The organism is Nitrobacter winogradskyi Nb-255, assembly GCF_000012725.1.
GTDB classification, from domain to species: Bacteria; Pseudomonadota; Alphaproteobacteria; order Rhizobiales; family Xanthobacteraceae; genus Nitrobacter; species Nitrobacter winogradskyi.
Map to the genome: position 1 here is coordinate 2649812 of NC_007406.1, position 18834 is coordinate 2668645.

General features: G+C 59.6%; 15 protein-coding genes and 1 tRNA gene. 7 read left to right on the plus strand and 9 right to left on the minus strand.

All coding sequences use genetic code 11. The annotated features are described in order from the left end of the window. Positions 1 to 238 precede the first annotated feature (238 nt). The gene (locus tag NWI_RS12635; RefSeq protein WP_011315641.1) at positions 239 to 1459 is read left to right on the plus strand and encodes a GGDEF domain-containing protein; all 1221 of its coding nucleotides are present in this window, start codon (positions 239 to 241) and stop codon (positions 1457 to 1459) included. A 419-nt stretch (positions 1460 to 1878) separates the two neighbouring features. Here NWI_RS12635 and rpoH read toward each other — a convergent pair whose 3' ends face one another. Continuing rightward, entirely contained in the window at positions 1879 to 2778 is a 900-nt protein-coding gene (gene rpoH / locus NWI_RS12640; protein ID WP_011315642.1) for an RNA polymerase sigma factor RpoH, read from the minus strand. 216 nt (positions 2779 to 2994) lie between these two features. Beyond that, positions 2995 to 4050, minus strand: a complete 1056-nt coding sequence (locus tag NWI_RS12645) for an RluA family pseudouridine synthase (RefSeq protein WP_011315643.1) — start codon at positions 4048 to 4050, stop codon at positions 2995 to 2997. On the opposite strand from NWI_RS12645, the gene NWI_RS12650 reads away from it, so the two are divergent. Together NWI_RS12650 and NWI_RS12655 are read left to right on the plus strand one after the other, a co-directional pair. Then, positions 4049 to 4381, plus strand: coding sequence for a hypothetical protein (locus NWI_RS12650; protein ID WP_011315644.1), 333 nt, complete (start codon positions 4049 to 4051; stop codon positions 4379 to 4381). The genes NWI_RS12645 and NWI_RS12650 overlap by 2 nt on opposite strands. A gap of 54 nt (positions 4382 to 4435) precedes the next feature. Then, positions 4436 to 4510, plus strand: a tRNA-Glu gene (locus NWI_RS12655). A 1165-nt stretch (positions 4511 to 5675) separates the two neighbouring features. Here the strand turns inward: NWI_RS12655 and NWI_RS12665 are convergent. Beyond that, positions 5676 to 7027 (minus strand): IS3 family transposase gene (locus NWI_RS12665; protein WP_148203862.1). Its coding sequence is split into 2 segments (ribosomal slippage): positions 5676 to 6694 and positions 6694 to 7027, totalling 1353 coding nucleotides; the frame shifts between segments, so codons are not numbered across the junction. 316 nt (positions 7028 to 7343) lie between these two features. After that, positions 7344 to 8384 (minus strand): sulfite exporter TauE/SafE family protein, encoded by a 1041-nt coding sequence (locus NWI_RS12675; RefSeq protein ID WP_011315645.1) that lies wholly within the window; start codon positions 8382 to 8384, stop codon positions 7344 to 7346. Between the two features lie 324 nt (positions 8385 to 8708). Here NWI_RS12675 and NWI_RS17105 point away from each other — a divergent pair. Further along, positions 8709 to 9645 (plus strand): IS630 family transposase gene (locus tag NWI_RS17105; protein ID WP_148203782.1). Its coding sequence is split into 2 segments (ribosomal slippage): positions 8709 to 9044 and positions 9046 to 9645, totalling 936 coding nucleotides; the frame shifts between segments, so codons are not numbered across the junction. Between the two features lie 86 nt (positions 9646 to 9731). On the opposite strand, the gene NWI_RS12690 is transcribed toward NWI_RS17105, so the two are convergent. Then, entirely contained in the window at positions 9732 to 10550 is an 819-nt protein-coding gene (locus NWI_RS12690) for a lytic murein transglycosylase (protein ID WP_011315646.1), read from the minus strand. A 142-nt stretch (positions 10551 to 10692) separates the two neighbouring features. Between NWI_RS12690 and NWI_RS12695 the strand changes: the two genes are divergently transcribed. Next, complete coding sequence (locus NWI_RS12695) at positions 10693 to 11310, plus strand: hypothetical protein (RefSeq protein WP_148203863.1); 618 nt, start codon at positions 10693 to 10695, stop codon at positions 11308 to 11310. Between the two features lie 39 nt (positions 11311 to 11349). Here the strand turns inward: NWI_RS12695 and rpoD are convergent, their stop codons facing one another. Together rpoD and dnaG are read right to left on the minus strand one after the other, a co-directional pair. Beyond that, positions 11350 to 13503 (minus strand): RNA polymerase sigma factor RpoD, encoded by a 2154-nt coding sequence (gene rpoD, locus NWI_RS12700; protein ID WP_011315648.1) that lies wholly within the window; start codon positions 13501 to 13503, stop codon positions 11350 to 11352. Positions 13504 to 14319: 816 nt separating this feature from the next. Continuing rightward, positions 14320 to 16224, minus strand: a complete 1905-nt coding sequence (gene dnaG, locus NWI_RS12705) for a DNA primase (protein ID WP_011315649.1) — start codon at positions 16222 to 16224, stop codon at positions 14320 to 14322. Positions 16225 to 16357: 133 nt separating this feature from the next. Here dnaG and NWI_RS12710 point away from each other — a divergent pair, with 133 nt between their 5' ends. Both NWI_RS12710 and NWI_RS12715 read left to right on the plus strand, forming a co-directional pair. Next, positions 16358 to 16909, plus strand: a complete 552-nt coding sequence (locus NWI_RS12710) for a chlorite dismutase family protein (protein ID WP_011315650.1) — start codon at positions 16358 to 16360, stop codon at positions 16907 to 16909. Then, positions 16906 to 17706 (plus strand): N-formylglutamate amidohydrolase, encoded by an 801-nt coding sequence (locus NWI_RS12715; protein ID WP_011315651.1) that lies wholly within the window; start codon positions 16906 to 16908, stop codon positions 17704 to 17706. Before NWI_RS12710 ends, NWI_RS12715 begins: the two co-directional genes overlap by 4 nt. 188 nt (positions 17707 to 17894) lie before the next feature. On the opposite strand, the gene NWI_RS17110 is transcribed toward NWI_RS12715, so the two are convergent. Further along, positions 17895 to 18059 carry a DUF3309 family protein gene (locus NWI_RS17110; RefSeq protein ID WP_011315652.1) on the minus strand — a complete coding sequence of 55 codons (165 nt, stop codon included), beginning with the start codon at positions 18057 to 18059 and terminating at the stop codon, positions 17895 to 17897. A gap of 238 nt (positions 18060 to 18297) precedes the next feature. Beyond that, entirely contained in the window at positions 18298 to 18753 is a 456-nt protein-coding gene (locus NWI_RS12720; protein WP_011315653.1) for a GatB/YqeY domain-containing protein, read from the minus strand. Between the last annotated feature and the right edge of the window lie 81 nt (positions 18754 to 18834).

Here is an 18834-nt window from a genome sequence, read left to right on the forward strand (position 1 = left end):
CCGCCCTTAGCCCGCCGGTGTACCCCCCTTCGCCGGCGGGCTTTTTTTAGCTCCCCGCAAAAATACCCGAACGCCCTCCCTCACCCCATACATTCCGTTCATCATTTCAAAACCATCGCCGAGAGTGTTCTCCCCCCGGTGAGCTTCCATTAATCGCTACCGTCGCACGTTGCTGGGTAAAGACGGAAAGTCACAAGAAAACACCGGGAAGGCGGGGCGGCGTGCTCCGGGATTTGCCATGCTGAGCGTGCCGACGATATGGGTGGTGTTTATCGCCAACTTCCTGGCGCTGGGCCTGGTCTGGACCTACGTCATGCGGAGCTATCCGACGCTGGTGGCTGCGCCCTATTGGGCGGCCGCGTCCTACTTCGCCGCTCTTTTCTCCGCCCTGTCCATGCTTCGCGGCCACGTCGATTCAATGCTGCCGCTGGTCATCGGGGGTGGTGGCCTGATCTTCTCGATCTGCCTCTGCACGATGGGCATTCGGCGCTTCTATGAACGACCAGTCTCCTGGCGGACGACCTTTCTCACGGTCGCTTTGAGCGTCGCCGGACTCGCTTACTTTGTGTATGTGCGCGACGATATGCCGATGCGCATTTTCATCTATTCAGCGGCTCAGGCGCTACCGATCGCCATGACGTTGAAGATGGTGCTGTCGCGCAAGGCAGGCCGCATTAATTCGGGAGCACAGCTCGCTGGAATAGTCAGCGTGCTTATCATTTGCGTCAGCGTCATCAGGTCGGTCTGCGCCTTTTTCGATATCGGCGGCGGAGTATCCTATATCAACTTCAATGGTCTTCAGGCCGCTTTGATATTGGGTCTGGTGTTTCTGTCGATGACCTGGAACTTCGGATTTCTTTTGATGGCGATCGATCGCCTGCGAAACGAAGTCGCCGACCTTGCGCTTGTGGATGACCTCACCGGGGTCGCCAACCGACGACAGCTTCTGAGCCGGCTGGAAGATGCATGTGCGATGTCGGAGCGAAGCGGCGAACCTTTCGTGATCCTCATGATGGACCTCGACGGCTTCAAGCAGATCAACGACACCCACGGGCACGCAGCCGGCGACGCCTGCCTGCGGCATTTCACGCTGATGGCGCAGATGCAGCTGCGGCCAGGCGATTTGCTGGCGCGTACCGGCGGCGATGAGTTCTGCATCCTGTTACCCGCCACAACGCTGCAACAAGGCGCGCAGATCGCGCAGCGCGTGCTGAATGCCTGTCGCGAAGACGCCGCCGGATGCGCCGGCGCCGATGTTCCTATCTCGGCCTCCATCGGGCTCGCTCAATGGACCCAGGAGATGGGAGCCTGTTCGGAACACCTGCTCGCCGCCGCCGATCACGCGCTTTATGCGGCCAAGAACGACGGAAAAAACCGGTTCGCCTCATGCGGAGACATCGCACCACCGATCGCACCGCAGTCATGGCCGCAGCAGATCCCGTCCGATCAAAGAGCATAACGCATCCTCGATGGACTGGAGCGAAGCTAGTCTAAGAAAAAAGGGACGCGAATTGTATCGCGATCCGCTTCAAATCCTGGGCTGCTCACGATCATGGTGCTGGATCAAATTCGATTCAGAGCCATCGTGAGCTGGTGCTCCTCTCATGAAGCCTTTTAAGCCTGGAGCATTATCGCTTCTGAGTGGATCAGAAGCGGGGCTCCATGAATCGTTTTGACGCGTTTTCTTCACGCGAACAGATCACCACTTCGCTCGAAAACGCTATAGCCTGAGAGATTTTGCTTGTAGACCCGTTTTCCTTACGCGCGCCGGTACGCACCTCACAGAAAAACCGCTGCTGATCGCGAACACCCATGCGAACAAACAAAAAGGGCCGCCGGTACGCGGCGACCCTCATTTCTGAACGGAAGCTTCTCGCTTCAGCGGGCGGCTTCCATGGCAGCTTGTTCCTGCTGTGCGATCGTCGTCTTCACCGCTGACTGCACCTTCTCGAAAGCACGAACCTCGATCTGCCTCACGCGCTCGCGAGACACATTGAACTCGGCGGCGAGATCCTCCAGCGTCATCGGCTCATCCGCGAGGCGTCGGGCCTCGAAGATGCGGCGCTCGCGCGGATTGAGCACGCCCATCGCACCGGTCAATGCCCGACGGCGATGATCGAACTCCTCATGCTCCGCCATGATGGCTTCCTGATTGGGCGACTGATCGACCAGCCAGTCCTGCCATTCGCCGGCTTCGCCATCATCACGGATCGGAGCGTTGAGCGATGCATCGCCGCCGAGGCGGCGATTCATGTCGACGACATCCTGTTCCGTGACGCCAAGACGCTTGGCGATGAGCTTGACCTGATCCGGACGCATATCGCCTTCGTCAAGCGCGGAGATCTTGCTCTTCGCCTTCCGCAGGTTGAAGAACAATTTCTTCTGGTTCGCGGTCGTGCCCATCTTCACGAGCGACCACGAGCGCAGGATATACTCTTGTATTGAGGCCTTGATCCACCACATCGCATATGTGGCGAGGCGGAAACCCTTTTCAGGTTCGAATCGCTTGACCGCCTGCATCAGGCCGACGTTGCCTTCCGACACGACTTCCGATATCGGCAGGCCGTAGCCGCGATAGCCCATGGCGATCTTGGCCACCAGCCGAAGGTGGCTGGTCACGAGATGATGCGCCGCATCACGATCGTCATGTTCGCGCAAACGCTTGGCGAACATGTACTCCTCGTGCGGCTCCAGCATCGGAAACTTGCGGATTTCCGAAAGGTAGCGGGAAAGTCCGTTCTCTCCGTTGAGAACCGGTAGGGTAGCAGTACGGGCCATGGTTGCGCCCTCCACTGGTTCAGGCCCCCGACAGCGGCGAGCCCGGCAGGCAGTCTCTTGTTAAAGCCGACCACGCTGCGATGTTCCACGTTGGGTATTCAACGCAGGTGCAACATATACCAGAGATGGCTCGGAAAAAGAAGAACAAAAAGTGATTACGTTTTCGTGATCCGATCTCAACTATCTGTTATCACTTTAATTTTCAAGAACGATGCGTCATTCCGCCGCCACCAGGGCCATTTGCAGAGAAGACAAGTCCTCCGGCAGCCCCGTTTCCCAGCGCAGAACCTTCTCGGTCCGGGGATGTTCAAGGACCAGAAGGGACGCGTGAAGCGCCTGCCGGCCGAGAGCGCTGAGCGCCGCGGCGGCTCGCTCTCCCAGATGACTGACCTTGGTCCTGAAATGGGGACCATACACGCCATCACCCATCAGCGGGTGGCCGACATGGGCGAGATGCACCCGGATCTGGTGGGTGCGGCCGGTGGCTAGTTGACACGCGAGCAGAGCGGCCACCGGTTTTCCGTCCCGGCCATTGAAGGCCTGCCGGACCTCCCAATGGGTGATCGCCTCCCGCCCGCCTGCGCGCACGGCCATTTTTTCGCGCGCGTAAGGGTGCCGGTCTATCGGGGCGTCGACTGTGCCGTGGGAACGGTTCGGCAGTCCCCAGACAAAAGCCAGGTAACCGCGTCGCATTGCTCCCGTGCGTCCGTGATCCGCGAATTGCGCGCCCAGCGACTTGTGGGCGGCATCATTCTTGGCGGCCACCATCAGGCCGGTGGTGTCCTTGTCCAGCCGGTGCACGATGCCGGGCCGACAGACGCCGCCGATGCCGGACAGAGTTTCCCCGCAATGCGCAATGAGTGCATTGACCAGCGTTCCTGTGTGGTGGCCTGCCGCGGGATGAACAACCAGACCCTTCGGCTTGTTGATGACGATGAGATCATCGTCTTCGTAGATGATATCCAGCGCGATGGCTTCCCCTTGCGGTTTGGCCGATATTGCCGGCGGCACGTGGATTGTGATCGTATCTCCCGGAGCAACATGATAAGCGGGGTCGCGAACAGGGACCGGGCCTTCCGTCCTCTCCGCAACAGAAGCTTTTTTCACAATACTGACGTGACCCGCGAGAATCAGGGACTTCAGGCGTGATCGCGACAGATCTGGGCTATGAACGGCAAGGACACGATCAAGGCGCACTGCCCCCTCGTCGCCGGTGACAACAACGTCCAGCCTCTGATCCGATGGTGAGCCCTTGAGAGCCGAGCCTTGCATGACCGAGCCTTTAAACCCTGAACCGACGCCGGAACAGGCCGCGCTATTCGCGCGGGTGCGGCGGATGATGTTGATCGCTGGTCTGACCACGGCCCTCGCCGTTGGCGCCGTTCTTGTCGCCATCGGCTATCGCTTTTTCCGCGTCGAGGGAAGCAGGCCGGCGGCCGACGTTACCGCGACCCTGCCGAAGGATGCCAGGATCACCGCGACCGCGGTCGCTGGCGACCTGCTCGTGGTGACCCTCGATCTCGGCGGCTCCGTCCAGATCCGAACGTTCAACCTGCGCACGTTGCAGTCGGCCGGAACGCTGAATTTCGCACGCGAGCCCTGATATCCAGAGGCACCTTGCGGCGTACCGATTTCGAGGTTATTGCCTGTCCGGTACGCTCCCTTCGTCTAGCGGTTAGGACGCGGCCCTCTCAAGGCTGAAACAGGGGTTCGATTCCCCTAGGGAGCGCCAGCTCAACCTAGAGCATGATCCGATCAGGTTGAATCGGACCATGCTCTAGAAACGGTTGTCTGGTCGCATTTTCTTGCGGCGAACCGGTATCCACTTCGCCGGAAAATGCTCTAAGACATTGAAAAGCTGAAATCTCTGAGCGATCATAAGCTTAGAGAAGCCGCCCTGCTACACAAACGTAGTCCACAAGGGTGGTCCACAGATGGCGGTGATGAGCTACATCCGATGAGCTACATCCAGAGACGACGTTCCGGTGTCTATGATTTTCGAAGGCGAATGCCGCAGGCATTGGCTGGCAAGCCCGCTCCGGCGCACATGCAGGGTAGATTCCCGACCTCATCAATTCCAGGACGGGATGCTTCAAGCGCGAATACGTGCACGGCACGAGGTGGCCTCGCGGACGGGGCACGAGGGAAAATGCAGTTGCAGCCGTCACGTCGGACAGACACGTCGCGTTGGTGACCCGTGAAACAATGGCATCTCCCATGCGCAACGATCCTTGGCAAAAAAGCCAAACCAAGGTTGAATGTACACGTCACAATGGAGCGTGTGATGTTGTTGTACCCGTGGCCCTTGTACGCTGATGCGGATGTTTTAAGCGAGGCGCTCGATATCGTAATGCGCTATCTGCTCTTCACGGGGCAAGCGATTCGGCGTGTAGAGATGCGCCATGTCGCGGCGCACGCCATGCTCAACGCGTGGCGCTCCGGTGTCAGGCACAAGATACAATTGGCCAACTGCGGCATTGCAGCAGTGGAGAAAAGCTCTTCAGCAGAGGAGACGCTTCCGTCTTATTCTCGCCGGGCTGGGTGCTGACCGATAGAAACCCCGCCGGAGCGCTCTGGCGCATTCTGATAATGCGGGAAGCGACGTGACGCGGCGGTTGGTTTTTGAGCAGTAAAAGCGGGGAGGAAGCTGGCTTTCTCGCCTGGCATGTAGGACCAGCGCGTCCTCTCCACGATAGCAGGGAAGAATTTATTATCGCGGGAACGGCTCCTTCGTCTCGTTCAAACAAATACTCCAAAAATCAAAAGAGCAACCTGACCCCGTGGCTTTGTACTCCAGAGTTCTCGTCGCCAAATCGACCGAAATGTCCGTCGTCAGATAATTTGAGACTGATCAGACATTTCTAGAAGAGAGGCTCTGGTTCATCTGTGGTTAGAGTTTAAGCGGCCTGCAGCTGATGCTGCAAGCGACGGTTTGCGATGGTGTCGCGCTTGATGCGGTGTCGTTCGGCGAGGATTGTCTCAGCCCTGCCGAAGTAGACGTCGGCAGGTGTAACGTTGCCGATGCTCTCGTGGTAGCGGTCATGATTATAGTGTTCGACGAACGCGGCGACCTGACGTTTGAGGTCGTCCGGTAAATAGTAGTTCTCAAGCAGGATGCGGTTCTTCAACGTTTGATGCCAACGCTCGATCTTGCCCTGAGTCTGAGGATGATACGGCGCTCCGCGCACATGCTGCATGTCCTTGGCCCTGAGCCACGTGGCCAGATCATCCGCGACGTAACTCGAACCATTGTCGCTGAGAAGCCGGGGCCGCTGCCTGACGCTGACGTGATCCAGACCAGAGGCGGCCAGTGCCTGATCGAGCGTAGCCGTGACGTCGGAGGCACACATCGTGGGACCTAACCTCCAGGCGACGATGTAGCGCGAGAAGTCGTCGAGCACCGTCGATAGATAGTACCAGCCCCAGCCGGTGATCTTCAGGTAGGTGAAGTCGGTCTGCCAGAGCTGGTTGGCGGCGGTGGTCTTGTCCTTGAACTCGTTCGCCGCCTTGATCACTACATAGGCCGGACTGGTGATGAGGTCGTGCGCCTTCAGCAGCCGATAGACCGAAGCCTCCGAGACAAAGTACTTTCTCTCGTCGGTAAACCGCACGGCGAGCTCTCGCGGCGATAGTTCCGGAAGCTCCAATGCCAGGTCGATGATCTGGCCGCGGACGTCATCCGGGATACGATTCCAGACCCGATCCGGTCGAGAGCGGTGATCTGCCAGGGCCTCAATGCCGCCCGCGCGGTAGCGATCGTACCATCTATAAAACGTGGCGCGGGGGATGCCGAGCTTGTCCAGCGTGCGTTTGGCCGGCAAATGCGACTGCTCCACCAACGCGATGATCTCGGCTTTCTCGGACGCAGGATACCTCATGCCTCGTTCTCCCCATCCCCGTTCATGCTTTTTTTTAGCAGACGGTTCTCCAGGGTGAGATCGGCGACGACTTCCTTCAACGCCGAGGCTTCCCGACGAAGATCTTTCACCTCGCCAGAGGTTGCGGCACGTGCCGTGTCGCCCGCCAACCGGCGCTTGCCGGCTTCCAGGAACTCCTTGGACCAACCGTAATACATCGAGGCGGCGATGCCTTCGCGGCGGCAAAGCTCGGAGATGTTCTCCTCGCCGCGCAGTCCTTCCAGCACGATACGGATCTTCTCCTCCGCCGAATAATGCCGGCGCGTCTGCCGTCGGATGTCCTTCAGCACCTGTTCTGCCGGCGCTTTGCCTGGTCCGGATTTCTGCTTCATCTTCGCTCCTTGCGGCTACGATGAACCAGAAATCCTCCCTTCGGAAAGTCCCTCAATTTGTCTCATGCGTGCTGACGGCGAACAGCTCAGAGCCGGATTTCGGAAGGTCCAATAGCGCAAGGCGGGTTTGCGATTCTATCGGCCCGGGTGAACTACGATTTCTCAAAGAATCTCCAAGCCTCTTTGACGGCAAATAACCTTACTGATCGGCATTACTACGCGTCGTTGCGCTCCATTAAGTCCAGAAATTATCCAGGCGAACCGAGGAGTATTATGCTGACTTTGCGGGCTCGTTTCTAAATAAGCGTTGCTGTTTTCAGTCGAACTTGATCTTGTTGATCAAACGGTTCTGACCGTCAAAATAATAGGCTTCATACGAGACACCTTTCAGGGCGTACACCTTTTCGATATCGACTTTCGGGGCCCCGCCCTGCAAGGATCGGACATGGCGTTGTCGATCAAGCGAAAGAGATGACAGCGGAACGACCGTTTCGATCTCCAAGCCTTCGTCGTAACTCACCTCTGCAAAGTAGGTCGAGGTATTCCAGGTCAATCTGGCGTTTAGTTCTTTCGCCTCGATGGTCACGCGGAGATCGGGGTTGTTTGCAACTTTGATATCGCCCACCGCGCTGTTCAGCACCAGCACGCCAGAAACCACCATGGCGCCATATCCAGCGCGCATCAACAGTCCCCTGGATATTCCCGGTAAGGCGAATTTCATGAAACCTGACGACAGCACAGCGGCCAGCGCGACGAGCACGCCGATCCCTATGGTTTTCAGCTGAAATAAACCCAGTGATGCATACAGGGAGAGCTTGAGCACATGGAGGAAGGCTTCGTTCGCGGCTCTGGTAGCGATGAGTTCCTGATTGTCCAGACCACAGCGAAAATAGAACCTGTTAAACAGGACGCCAACCGCACCAGTCAGACCAGAAATGAAGCCGGCTAAAAAGCCGACCGATCTGATCTGCCATGATGGAATAGCAAGCGACGCGGATGAGGCAGGTTTGGATTTCTGCTTTCTAAAAAGTAAAGGAAGATTGGAAATCAGAAACAGGCCCATGCACAACTCTAGATACATCGGCTCCAGATAGCTCAGCAGCTTCGCGCCTAGAACCACTCCCACTATTGCCGTCGGCAAGAACAGCCTGGCCATATCCCAACGGATGGCGTTGAAAAATATCCAAATTCTGGAAATTGAGCTTGTTGCTGTTCCAAGGGTCAGCGCCGCCGGCACCTGGCTGACCGGAAGATAATAGCCAAGAAGCGGGATCAGCAGTAATCCGGCGCCGCCGCCACAAATGACACTGAGAGAAAACGCGATAAACGACGCGGCAAAGAGAAATAAATAGATCATGGGATCGTCGACCTGCGAACCGTAAAATTGTACGTCAGGGGCACGAGACCTTCAACAAGGCCAAACCTTCAACAAGACCAAACCTTCAACAAGACCATGGGTAAGGTGTAAGGACCTGGGTTACCTTCATCTTGCGACAGGCCGGACACCGGACACGATGGGTCGGTCCGGGTGCGGGTCAACGCCATCACCTTCGGCGGACAACCGGTTCGCGCGAAGAAAACGCGCTAAGCTAGAGTCTTTTTGGGTTGATCTGACTCGTTTGAGGATTCACGGAGGGGTTTTTCTGGGCCAGGGTTTGGCTGTCTTGATTCGGAGGCAGCGATGACACGGGCCTATTCGTCTGATTTGCGCGAGCGGGTGATTGGTGCGGTTGCGGGCGGGCTTTCGGCAACCTCGGCGGCCAAGGTTTTTTCGGTGAGTGCCAGCAGCGCGATCAAATGGGTCCGTCAGTGGCGGCTTGACGGACGAACGGCGCCGAGCGGCCTTCGCGGTCATCGTCGCGCGGTTCTTGAGCCGCATGCCGCGTGGCTGCTCGACCTGATTGGGGCACAGTCGGATATCACGCTTGAAGAAGTCCGGGTCCTGCTGCGCGAGCGCGGCATTACGGTCAGCGTGGCAACGGTGTGGAGCTTCTACGACCGGCGCGGCATCAGCTTCAAAAAAAAGCGTTTACGCGACCGAGCAGGATCGGCCCGACGTGGCGATGGCCCGCGAGGTCTGGAAAGCGCAACAAGGGCTGCTTGATCCAGCCCGCCTCGTCTTCATCGATGAGACCGGCACCTCGACCAACATGGCGCGATTGCGTGGCCGCTGCCGCCGTGGCCAACGCCTGGTCGGCAAGATTCCACACGGTCACTGGAAGATCACCACCTTCGTCGCGGCACTGCGCCACGACGCTATCACCGCTCCCTTTGTCATCAACGAGCCGATGAATGGCGAGATCTTTCGCGTCTACCTGCAACGATGCCTGGTCCCGACCCTGAAGCCAGGCGACATCGTGGTGATGGACAATCTGCCCGCCCACAAGAACGACGATGTTCGACAAATCATCGAGGCCGCTGGCGCGCAGTTGCGCTATCTGCCGCCGTACTCGCCCGACCTCAACCCGATCGAGATGGCGTTCGCAAAGCTCAAGGCCCATCTGCGAAAGGCCGCCGAGCGATCGATCCCCGCACTCTGGAACAGGATCGGTTCTATCCTCGATCTCTTCTCTCCAGACCAATGCATCAACTTCTTCAATCACGCCGGTTATGCGTAATCTCAATCCAAAATGGCTCTAACAGGCTTCGCTTCTGTTTCGATCAGAAGAAAAATGCTACAGGAGCGCCAGAGGTCGAGCGGAAGCTACCGTCCCGCCAGCTTATCGGCGAAGTAGCCGATGGTCCTGCGGTAGATCTCGGAACGATTCCACTCCCGCATCACTTCGAAATTGGGTGAACCCTGATGATAGTCGCCGCCGGCCTTCCAGCCGTTGACCTTCAGCAGGTTCGCCGTCGAGGCCAGTACATCCGGTACTGAATGACGCAGGTCGACATGGCCGTTGCCGTCGAAATCGACACCGTACTTGATGTACGACGAGGGCAGAAACTGGGTCTGCCCGATCTCGCCCGCATAGGCGCCGACCATGTCGCTCAGGCGCAGGTCACCGCGCTGCACGATCCTGAGCGCCGCCAGAAGCTCGCGCTGGAACAGTTCGGTGCGTCGGCAGTCATGCGCCATCGTCGCGAGCACCCGGAACACCGGCAGCTTGCCCATGTCGCCACGGCCGAAATCCGTTTCCAGCCCCCAGATCGCAACGATGATCTCCGGCGGCACGCCGAATTGCTTCTCTATCCGCGACAGCAGCGAGCCATGACGCGTCAGCATCGCCTTTCCGCCCTTGATGCGGCCGCCGGTAACGCGGGTCGCGACATATTGCTCGAAGCTCTTGCGGAAGGTGCCGCGCTGCCGCCGGTCGAAGCTCAACACGGCCTGATCCTGATGCACGCCGCCGAGCGCCTGCGAAATCACGCCCTGCGATACTCCATTCGCGGCGGCTTCCCGCGACATCTCCGCTACGAACGTGTCGAAGTCGCCACCGCATTGCGCGGCGGACACGGCGGTCGATGCAATAGGGGCGGCGAGAACGGCGGCGGCGAAGGCGACGGCGAAACGGATTTTCATTGCAAACCCTTTTTGCTGAATCGTCGCGCCTTATAGCACGACTTTGGCGCGGGGCGGCATGGGCGCGGAGCCCGCCTCGTTCGCGCCGGAGAACAATCCTCAACGTGTTCTTACCAGAACACGAATCCGCTATGCTCCCCCAATGATCGACCCCGTCCCCCCGCCCTCGGCCTCGACGGCCTTCGACCTCTACTACCTGCAAAACGGCAAGCGCTTCTTCTGGCGTAATCCCAATCATGGCGTATCGCTGATCGACGACGGGCACGAGTCGGCCATTCTCTGGCACAATGAGGGTAAAGCGATCCGCAGGCTCTGGACTGACATCGTCTCCATCAACATGACCGCCGGCACCACGGGCAAGGAGATCGTCAACAACTGCCGCATCAATTTCCGCAACGGCCGCTTCCTCGTTGTGACCGATGGCGGCGCCTCCGGCGAGGTCGATCACGATCGCACGCCGGTCTATCGCGACTTCGTTCGCGCGCTGCACCGCCGCCTTGCCCTCGCGCCTCCAGGCGCCATCCGCTTTGTCGCCGGCGTTTCGCAGACACGCCACACCGTGATGCTGGTGACCGGCGTGATCGCGGGGCTACTATTCATCGTCACGCCGCTGGTGCTGACGCTCTTCCTGCGCGACTGGCGCGCGCTCGGCCCGCTGGCGGCGGGCACGGTGTTCGTCTGGCCGTTCTTCAAGGTGATCGGCGCCAACAGGCCGCGCGACTACGATCCGCGCCACCCGCCCGGCGAACTGATGGATTAGACACTTTCCGCCTCTGATGGAATCAGACGCGATAATGCTCTAATTATCCAGGAAGCTCCGCAGCTTGCGTGACCGCGAAGGATGCTTGAGCTTGCGCAGCGCCTTCGCCTCGATCTGGCGGATGCGTTCGCGCGTCACCGAGAACTGCTGGCCGACTTCCTCCAGCGTGTGATCGGTGTTCATGCCGATGCCGAAGCGCATGCGCAGCACCCGCTCCTCGCGCGGCGTCAACGACGCCAGAACCCGCGTGGTTGTTTCGCGAAGGTTGCTCTGGATCGCAGCATCAATGGGGAGCACCGCATTCTTGTCCTCGATGAAATCGCCGAGGTGCGAGTCTTCCTCGTCACCCACCGGCGTCTCCAGCGAGAGCGGCTCCTTGGCGATCTTGAGAACCTTGCGCACTTTCTCCAGCGGCATTCCGAGCTTTTCCGCCAGTTCCTCCGGGGTCGGCTCGCGGCCGATCTCGTTCAGCATCTGGCGCGAGGTACGCACGATCTTGTTGATGGTCTCGATCATGTGCACGGGAATGCGGATGGTGCGGGCCTGATCCGCGATCGAGCGGGTGATTGCCTGCCGGATCCACCAGGTCGCATAGGTCGAGAATTTATAGCCGCGACGATACTCGAACTTGTCCACCGCCTTCATCAGGCCGATATTGCCTTCCTGAATCAAATCAAGGAACTGCAGGCCGCGGTTGGTGTATTTCTTGGCGATGGAGATGACGAGGCGCAGGTTCGCTTCCACCATTTCCTTCTTGGCCTGGCGCGCCTCGCGCTCGCCCTTCTGCACCCCCTGCACGATCTTGCGAAACTCACCGATCTCAAGCCCGGTCAGCGCCGCGAGCTGCTGGATCTCACCGCGCAGTTCCTTGATGCGGTCCTTCTCGTGGTGAACGAAATTCTTCCAGCCTTTCGCGGAGAGTTTCGACACCCGGTTGAGCCAGCGAGGATCGAGTTCGGAGCCCTGATAGTTCCTCAGAAAATCCTCGCGGGCGACGCCATGGCTGTCACCGAGCCGCAGAAGGCGCCCCTCGAACGAGACCAGCCTTTTGTTGATGTCGTAAAGCTGCTCGACCAGCGAATCGATACGCGCCTGGTTGAGGCGCAGCGATTTCACCTCGACGATGATCTCATCCTTCAGCTTCTTGTAGCGGCGCTCCTGGTTCGGCGAGAGCGACTCGTTCTGAAGCTGGTTGGAGATGTCGGCTTCCTGCAGGCGGCGCAGCTTCTTGTAGCTGTCGGCGATCTTGTCGAATGTTTCGACCACCTTCGGCTTCAGCTCGGCTTCAATGGCCGCAAGCGACATCTGATTGTCGAAGTCGTCTTCCTCCATCTCGCCTTCCGCGGCCGCACCCGGAATCTTCTCCTCCCGGTCGGCAGCCCCCGCCGGCGCGGCGCGCGCCGCACGGAACGGCGTCGGAGATGGCGGGGCCGAAGGGGGCGCGTTGACCGTGGCTTCAGCGCCGCCCTCGCCCGAGGCGCCATCGGAAGCGTCGGCCGACAACGGCTGGCCGCCGGGGCCGCCCGGCGCGCCGAGCAAGGCCGGGTTCATGCTGCTCTTGGCCTCGGGTCCGGCATAGGTCGCCTCGAGGTCGATGATGTCGCGCAGGAAGATCTTTCCTTCGTTGAGTTCGTCACGCCAGATGATGATGGCCTGAAAGGTCAGCGGGCTTTCGCACAGCCCCGCGATCATCGCCTCGCGGCCGGCCTCGATGCGCTTGGCGATGGCGATCTCGCCCTCGCGCGACAGCAGCTCGACGGTGCCCATCTCCCGCAGATACATGCGCACGGGATCGTCGGTGCGCTCGCCGGGCTCCGACTTCTTGACCTCGGTAACGGCCTTCTGCGTGACCTCGACCAACTCGTTGTCGGTCTCCTCGTCAGCCTCTTCCTTGTTCTCGTCCTCGCTGTCGGCATCCTCGGATTCCGACACATTGATGCCCATGTCGGAGAGCATCGACATGATGTCCTCGATCTGCTCGGGCGAGGTGGTGTCGGACGGCAAGACTTCATTGAGCTGGTCGAAGGTGACGAAGCCGCGCTTCTTCGCCTGCTTGATCATCTTCTTGACGGCGGCATCGCTGAGGTCGAGCAACGGCGACGGCGCGTCCGCGGTATCCTTTTCGGGAGCATCCGCGGCCTTGTCATCTTTTTCCTTTTCCCTGACCTGCAGCGTCTTTGCCTTGCTCGCCATTCACAGCTCCTGAAACGCACTCATCCGGAAGCGCGCCCGCTTCCCCGTGAAATCCCGCGCCGCGCCCGGCGCTCTTGATTTGCGTCACTCACGACGCACAAAGGGCGGCGCAAGCCTCTCGCCACCCCGTCAACCCTCTTTCGAATGATCGTACCGCGTTGGACTACGTGTCGGATGACCTAGGATATTTTCGCTTCTGATTGAATCAGAAGCGAGTTCTAGATTATTGTTTTGACGCGTTTTCTTCACGCGAACCGGTATCCACTTCGCTCGAAAACGCTATAGCCTGCCAGCCCTTGACTTTCAATTAACCCTGTTTGCCGCCTAACCCCGGATTTGGCGAGTCTTTATCACAGTTCCGAGCGTCACCATCCCCGCATCATTTTGTTATTTCAAGGTTCCGCGCGACGCCCCATCCGCGCAGGCGGCGTTCCCTGACCGGCGGTTCGGCGAAATCCGGCTCCTGGAGTATTTCCTAAGTAAGAAGCGCGGCTGATGATACAAGCCGGTCCGCCGCAACTGCGACGAAAACGGCGCAGATGCTCGGCCTTTTGTTTCCCGCAGGCTCAAATGACGCCAAGCGGCTGCTTTTACTAAGTATTTCCAGTCTTTTCGCGGAGCGATGACCCGGTTTCGTGCGCCGGGAGCGTCGATCGCAAGGCACCAGCCAATTCGTGAGACGGCCGGATGAAGGCGACCCCATCCCGCGGCCCGATCAACGGTGGAAACGGAACTTGGCCCAGCGCCTGCCAAGGAGTGGTCATCCCCATAGCTCGCTCGCCATGAAAGTCGTCATGATCGGGTGTCCTGGGCTGCTCATGCGGCAAGATGCATCGTCCCCCCCTTGGGAGCCCAGACGCGAATGATGTCTTCCGCCCACTCCGATAAAGCCACTCCCTCGGCGCTGATGGCTTCCTGCTCGGCGTGACCTTCCCGAACCAGATTCAGCAGCCGCGCGACAGCCGTTTCGTCGCCCTCCCCGGCGTCGAGCCTGGCCCGCTCGATGTCCTCTTCCAGTTGATGCCAAAGCAGGATCCTGATGAAGTGGTCCAGGCACCCTGAGACAAAATCAGACGGCGGATCGTTCTTCAGGACCGGAAAGCGCTCGAACAGCCGGTGCCCGCGCGGTTTTCCCGCTCCCGCGTCTCCGTGAACGGTTTGCAGCGTTTCGTAAAATTCGTGATCCAGTCTCTCCCAGATCACCGAGACCGACAGCTTCGCTTCCGTCACCAACAACTGAAAAAGATGCGATAAAAATTGATCAAAGGCATCAGGAAACTGGAGGCGCAGAACGACATCCCGCTTATCCTCGAGCAATTCAGGATATTGGACCAGCATTCCGAGAAGCACCTTTTGCAGCCCCGAACGCTGATCCTCGCCGCGAATCCTGAGTTCGTTTCGAACAAATTTGGAGCCTGCTTCCTTCTGATTGCGGGACGGCCCTCGATTGACCTGCCAGAAAAGGTTGGCAAGCTGCATCCGTGACGTTCTGAAGAACGCCGTGTTGACGGCCGGATCCTGGATCGTCCGGACCAGAGCATAGAGCCTCTGCTCAAGCGCGGCCTGCTTGTCAGGCGTCCGCACGTCCTGACCATCGGTCTCGCGCTGCCAGAGCACATCCCAGAGCGGCAAGGAGCCCGACAGAACGTTTCGGAAAGCCTCGACCCCCTTTTCCCGGATCAGGTCGTCGGGGTCTTTCTGTTCGTCCATGAACACGAAGCGGAAGGTTTTTCCGACACGAAGCAAGGGCAGGATGCGGTCGATGGATCGATAAGCGGCAGCGACGCCCGCGCGATCGGAATCGAAGCAGACCACGGGCTCGGGAGACAGCCGCCACAAGGTGGCGATCTGCTCTTCCGTGAAAGCGGTGCCCATGGTGGCGACCACGGCCTTGATCCCCGCCTGATAGACCGCGATGGCGTCCATGTAGCCTTCGACGGCGACGACCGAATTGGCCTCGTGCGCCGGCTGGCGAGCGCGGTGAAAGTTGAAAACCACCGATCCCTTGTGAAAGATCGGGGTCTCCGGTGAATTCAGGTACTTGGGCTGAACGTCCTTCCTGAGGGCTCGCCCACCGAAACCTACGAGACGGCCGCGCTGGTCATGGATCGGAATCATGATCCGGTCGCGGAAGCGATCATAAGGAACGGGAATGTCGTCTCCGGCGATCAGCAGGCCGGCCTCGATCATGTCCGCGACCGGGACGCCTTTCGATCCCAGATATTCCTTCAATGCGAAGCGATCGGCGGTGGCGTAGCCGATCCGGAACTCGACGATGCTGGACGGGACGATGGCGCGGTCCGACAGGTAGCCGCGCGCCTGCGCTCCGACGCGCGAGGCAAGGTTCTGCTCGAAATATTTGGCCGCGAGTTCCATCACCTCGAACAGGGATTTCCGGCGCTGCTCCCGCTGCTCGTCCTCACGCGAGTTGCGCGGAAGCGGCAGCCCCGCCATCGCCGCAAGCCGCTCGACCGCTTCGGGAAAGGAAACGCCCTCTGTCTCCATCACGAAGTCAAAGATGTTGCCATGCTTGCCGGTGGAGAAGTCGTGATAGAACTGCTTCTGGTCGTTCACGGTGAACGAGGGCGTCTTTTCCTGCTGGAACGGCGACAGCCCCTTGAATTCGCGCCCTGCCCGCTTCAGCTTCACCCGCCGGCCGACAACTTCCGAAACCGGAAGGCGGGCCTTGACCTCATCAATAAAGCTGGGCGGAAACCTCATGCGCCGTCTCACTCAATCCAGGCGGCGGGTATAACTGCCTGCCGAATCAGCTAGGCACTTCATATTAATGTACTCTATATGTTCCGAGACATATCCCCTACTTCCGTAGTTGTCCACAGGCACCAGAAGTGAAATGACGTTCACAGTCTTCACCGGCGGCGACAGCGGCGCCTGGAGCATCCTGTCCGTCGCTCCCGTCATCGGCGAGAGCCTCATGGCGGCGTCTCATCTGGCGATCGCGCCAAGCCTGTCGCTGGGCGACACCTCCGCGACAACACCGTGGCAGCTTCGCGGCGTCGCCAGTCACGCGCGCTATGTCGAACGCGCCGAGAAGATTGCGCTAACCTCGGTGCAGGCCGGGCTGGGACGCAACGAGGCGACCCGCGCGGCGCTGATTCCCATCAGGAAGTCGGCCGCATGGTGGGAGATGACGCAGGATGAACGTCGAGCCATCTTCGAGGATAAGTCGCATCATATCGCCGCCAGTCTCAAATATCTGCCCGCCATCGCGCGACAGCTCTATCATTGCCGCGATATCGGCGAGCCCTTCGATTTCCTGACATGGTTCGAATACGCACCTGAACACGCCACGATGTTCGAAGATCTCGTCGGCGTCCTGCGCGCGACCGAAGAGTGGACTTATGTGGAGCGCGAGGTCGATATTCGATTGGCGCGCGCGATATGACAGCCCCTGATGCGCAGCCGGCCATCATCGCCCTGCATGAACCGCCCGTCATCGAGCGCAATGTCTCCGGCCTCTCGCCCTTCCTGTTCACCTGCGACCACTATGGGCGCCTGATTCCGGACGCGCTCGGCGATCTCGGTCTGCCGGAAAGCGAGCGGCGGCGGCATATCGCATGGGATATCGGAATCGCCGGCGTTGCCGAACGGCTTTCCGCGGCTCTGGGCGCGCATCTGATCGCGCAACGCTACTCGCGGCTGGTGATCGACTGCAATCGGCCGCCGCACGCCGCAAGTTCGATTCCGGCGCTCAGCGAAGCCACGGTCATTCCGGGAAACGAACGCCTTTCGCAAAGCGAAGCTGACGCGAGGCGGCACGCGATCTTTGAGCCCTATCATCGCCGGATCAAGGAGAGGATCGACGAGCGGCTGGCCAGGAGCCGTCCCACTATTCTGGTTTCGCTGCACAGCTTCACGCCGGTTTACGCCGGGGTCGCACGGCCGTGGCATGTCGGCACGCTGTATCACCGCAGCACGGAGTTGCCGCCGCTATTGCTTTCGCTGCTGCGCGCCGAGGGCGACCTCGTGGTCGGCGACAATGAACCCTATGCGGTGAGTGATTTAACCGACTACACCATTCCGGTGCATGGCGAGGCGCGCGGACTGATGAACAGCGGCATCGAAATCCGGCAAGATCTGATCGGTGACGACGCCGGGCAAGTTGCATGGGCGGATCGGCTGGCGCGCGCTCTGCGCGAGGTCGAGGCGACGCTGATCGCCTCGCAATCATCTTGTGCCTAAAAGTTCAGTCCGTTTTCGTTACCGTCTGAGGCTGATTCAACCACGTTGAATTCAGTCTCAGACGGAGTTCTCCTCGATTTTCGAAGCCGGTTGTCGTGGTCCCGTTATAGCGTTTTCGAGCGAAGTGGATGACCTGTTCGCGTGAAGAAGTAGAGCTTCGCTTCTGATTCATCAGGAGCGAGAGGGCTCTAGATACGTCCCATCAGGATCAGGATCAGGAGGATGACGATCACCAGCCCGAGGCCGCCGCCGCCGTAATAGCCCGTTCCGTAAAACGGCCCCCCGCCGACGCCGCTGAATCCGCCCAGCAACGCGATAATGAGAATGATCAGAATGATTGTGCCGATGCTCATCTCGTTCCTCGCTTAAGTTCAGTCGTCCATGAAAATGGCGAGGAGGATGATCAACGGAATCGGAATTCCCCGATAGTCAAAGCAAAGTCCGCGTCCGAAGCCCGTCCGCCTCCTGTTTACTGAGGCGATAACGCAAGCGCTCGCGCGTCGTTCCCGTGCAGGAACCGAGGTATTTCTTCGGGGGACTGGAACTCATTCAGTTGTGGACAGGATTGCAGGAACCGCGTCCGGGGTGAAGCTAACCCGTCAGCGCGGCCTTCACTACGCCGCTGGCCTTGCCGAAATCCATCTGACCGGCGTATCTGGCTTTCAGCGCGCCGATCACCTTGCCCATGTCCTTGATGCCGCTCGCGCCGGTGTCGGCAATGATGGCGGCGACGGCCGCCTTTACGTCTTCGTCGGACATCTGCTTCGGCAGATAGGTCGAAATGACGGCGATCTCGGCGCGCTCCTGCGCCGCCAGCTCCTCGCGGCCGCCCTTTTCGTAAAGCTCCACCGACTCCTGCCGCTGCTTGATCATCTTCTGCAACAGGCCGAGCAGGTCGCCGTCCGAGAGCGGCGGTTTGCCCTGCCCGCGCGCCTCGATATCGGCGTTCTTGATGGTGGAGTTGACCATGCGCAGCGTGGACAGCCTGCGCTCGTCCCTGGCCTTCATCGCCTCCTTGACGGCGTTGTTGATGTCATCGCGCAGCATCGGAAAGCCTCCCCCTAGCGGTGCCGGACACCGCCAAATCACGCATCGTTACGTTGCGTCGTTACGTTGCGTCGAAAGCAG

What these genes read in the sequence shown, in the direction of transcription:
- NWI_RS12635 (WP_011315641.1), top strand. Translation starts at nt 239, where the DNA reads ATGCTGAGCGTGCCGACGATATGGGTGGTGTTTATCGCCAACTTCCTG.
- rpoH (WP_011315642.1), bottom strand. Translation starts at nt 2,778, where the DNA reads ATGGCCCGTACTGCTACCCTACCGGTTCTCAACGGAGAGAACGGACTT.
- NWI_RS12650 (WP_011315644.1), top strand. Translation starts at nt 4,049, where the DNA reads ATGACCGAGCCTTTAAACCCTGAACCGACGCCGGAACAGGCCGCGCTA.
- NWI_RS12645 (WP_011315643.1), bottom strand. Translation starts at nt 4,050, where the DNA reads ATGCAAGGCTCGGCTCTCAAGGGCTCACCATCGGATCAGAGGCTGGAC.
- NWI_RS12675 (WP_011315645.1), bottom strand. Translation starts at nt 8,384, where the DNA reads ATGATCTATTTATTTCTCTTTGCCGCGTCGTTTATCGCGTTTTCTCTC.
- NWI_RS12690 (WP_011315646.1), bottom strand. Translation starts at nt 10,550, where the DNA reads ATGAAAATCCGTTTCGCCGTCGCCTTCGCCGCCGCCGTTCTCGCCGCC.
- NWI_RS12695 (WP_148203863.1), top strand. Translation starts at nt 10,693, where the DNA reads ATGATCGACCCCGTCCCCCCGCCCTCGGCCTCGACGGCCTTCGACCTC.
- rpoD (WP_011315648.1), bottom strand. Translation starts at nt 13,503, where the DNA reads ATGGCGAGCAAGGCAAAGACGCTGCAGGTCAGGGAAAAGGAAAAAGAT.
- dnaG (WP_011315649.1), bottom strand. Translation starts at nt 16,224, where the DNA reads ATGAGGTTTCCGCCCAGCTTTATTGATGAGGTCAAGGCCCGCCTTCCG.
- NWI_RS12710 (WP_011315650.1), top strand. Translation starts at nt 16,358, where the DNA reads ATGACGTTCACAGTCTTCACCGGCGGCGACAGCGGCGCCTGGAGCATC.
- NWI_RS12715 (WP_011315651.1), top strand. Translation starts at nt 16,906, where the DNA reads ATGACAGCCCCTGATGCGCAGCCGGCCATCATCGCCCTGCATGAACCG.
- NWI_RS17110 (WP_011315652.1), bottom strand. Translation starts at nt 18,059, where the DNA reads ATGAGCATCGGCACAATCATTCTGATCATTCTCATTATCGCGTTGCTG.
- NWI_RS12720 (WP_011315653.1), bottom strand. Translation starts at nt 18,753, where the DNA reads ATGCTGCGCGATGACATCAACAACGCCGTCAAGGAGGCGATGAAGGCC.